At 47.6% G+C, this 2,390-nt stretch carries 2 protein-coding genes; both read right to left on the bottom strand.

What is annotated here, in order from left to right; genetic code table 11:
• Positions 1-867, bottom strand: an 867-nt coding sequence (locus C7R94_RS29320; RefSeq protein WP_106786007.1) for a cytochrome c oxidase assembly protein, incomplete at its 3' end; no start/stop codon positions are given.
• A 378-nt stretch (positions 868-1,245) separates the two neighbouring features.
• A partial coding sequence (locus C7R94_RS29315; protein ID WP_106786006.1) for an NAD-dependent succinate-semialdehyde dehydrogenase occupies positions 1,246-2,390 on the bottom strand: 1,145 nt, incomplete at its 5' end.

Below are 2,390 nucleotides of genomic sequence, written 5' to 3'. Positions count from 1 at the left end.
AGTCGGCTTTTCAGCACCGAAAGATTGATCCATCGGCAGGTCGTCCTGCTTCTCTGCCTTGTACCAATGGTAGAAGACATAGGCTAGCACACAGCCGTAAACAAGCTCCTGTACCAGCTTCATAATGATTCCGCCAAGGCGCTGATCGTTAAACGCGTCGAGGCTCTGGAATAGCTGTGGAGCATTTATATACGTAGCGTACAGCGGTTCCGAAGCAAAAATAATCAATGCACATGCTGGTGTAATCAAGACACCGTTTGCAAAAACGTACGACAGCTTTTTCAATCCGGCCAGTTGTCGCTTGTTGTCAGACAACGGACTCACAATGGGCCACCACATCGCAAATGCGGCAATCACGAGAATGACATGATAAAACGTCATCCATGCATGGTTGATCGCGACGGCATCAAAAATAAACGGAACATGGTAAAACGAAAACAGGGAGTTGAACAACAGCGCTGCTACTAACGGATGTGTCAAAGAGTTTAGGATGAGCTTCAGCGCTTTTGGACGGAAAATCTTGGCCAAAAGCCATTCAGGCATTGCCAGAAGCATGAGCGGTGGCAGGGCAAAGTACAAGATCGATTGTTGGAGCATGTGTAAACTAAACATGTAATGATGGCCGTAATAACTGATAGGGCTTCCTTGTGCGGCGTAGAACAACACGATAGCCAAAACAAAAAGCAATCTTTGCTTGCCAGTTGTCGGTGTAGCGTTTTCAAAACGCTTATGCATTGGACCTGTTACGAGAAAGTAGACAGTAGTCACGAGCAACGACAAAAGCATCACATCCGGACTCCATAAATCCGAAAAGGTTGCTGATCCGGTAGTCGGTGACATTTCGTGCATTTGATGTGCATTTCCCATGTTTATATCCTCCCTCCCGAATGTAAAGTCTTGGACGATGCCACACTCGCTGGGCGTCGTCATATGTACATTTTGTGTCAATATGAAATACCAATTTTTATCTATTAAATGTTGCCCTTGATCCAATCTCCATTATACCGTTGTTTTCCTTTTTCTTTGAAGATAAAAATGAACAAAGTGTTGAACAATACAATTCACAAAATTCACACATAAAAAACTCCTTATAAATTGAGTAACATTGTGGAGGGGAAGAAAAAGCANNTTTTTCTTCTCACCAGCTTTATTGGTTCAGCGTACCTTTTAAAACACTTCCTATATGAAAAGAAAGAAGAGTCCAGATCTTGTCTGAACTCTTCATCTCTTCTTATCTTCTTAATCTTACAATCCAAAGGAAACGAACTTGGTTTCCAAATACTCATCCATTCCGTAGCGGCCACCCTCACGGCCGATTCCGCTTTCCTTGAAGCCGCCAAACGGTGCTTGTGTCTGGGTTGGCGATCCGTCATTGATCCCAACGATTCCGTATTCAAGGAGCTCAGCCATGCGGAAGCAACGTTGGTTATCGCGAGTGTACACATAAGCAGCCAAGCCATAGCGCGTATCGTTTGCCATTTGCACGACATCCGCTTCCTCTGTGAAACGAATGAGCGGAACAACAGGACCAAATGTTTCTTCATAGGAGATTTTCATTTCGGCTGTCACGCCAGAAATCAAAGTCGGCTCGCAATAGAAGCCCTTCGCATAATCACCTTCAACCAAACGATTTCCGCCGTATACCACTTGCCCGCCTTTGCCCTTGGCGTCTTCGATATGCTCGAGCACCTTGTTCAAGGCACGCTCGTTTACCAGCGGACCGATCTCCGTCTCTTTCTGGCGACCATCCCCTACCTTCGCACGCTTCAGACGCTCTACCAGCTTTTCTGTAAATGCATCTGCAACATCCTCATGGACATACAGGCGGTTCGTGCAAATGCACATTTGACCGGAGTTGCGGAACTTGCTCTCAAACAGACCTTTTACGGCTGCATCCAGATCCGCATCCGGGAATACGATGAACGGTGCGTGACCACCGAGCTCCATGCTGACGCGCTTCACTTGCTTCGCCGCGCCCTCCATCAGCAGCTTGCCGACACGAGTGGAGCCTGTAAATCCGATTTTGGAGAGCTTCGGATTGTCGATGAACTCCTTCCCAATCGATTCAGGATTTCCAATGACGAGATTTACGACGCCTTTTGGAAAGCCAGCCTGCTCAATCAACTCAAACATGCGAATCGCAGACAGCGGGGTGCTTTCTGCTGGCTTTAAAACCACCGTGCAGCCCGCAGCCAAAGCTGGAGCGATCTTACGTGCAACCATGTTCACTGGGAAGTTCCATGGGGTAATCGCCCCTACCACCCCTACAGGCTGACGCAAAACCATGATGCGCTTGTTCGCAACGGAGGATGGGATCGTTTCTCCGTTGACACGCTTGGCTTCTTCTGCGTACCAGACAAAGTTATCAGCGGCACCCAGCACTTCACCTT

The organism is Brevibacillus sp. NRRL NRS-603, assembly GCF_003013445.1.
GTDB classification, from domain to species: domain Bacteria; phylum Bacillota; class Bacilli; order Brevibacillales; family Brevibacillaceae; genus Brevibacillus; species Brevibacillus formosus.
The sequence above is the reverse complement of the archived record's forward strand: the minus strand, read 5'-3'. Positions and strand labels throughout refer to the sequence as shown.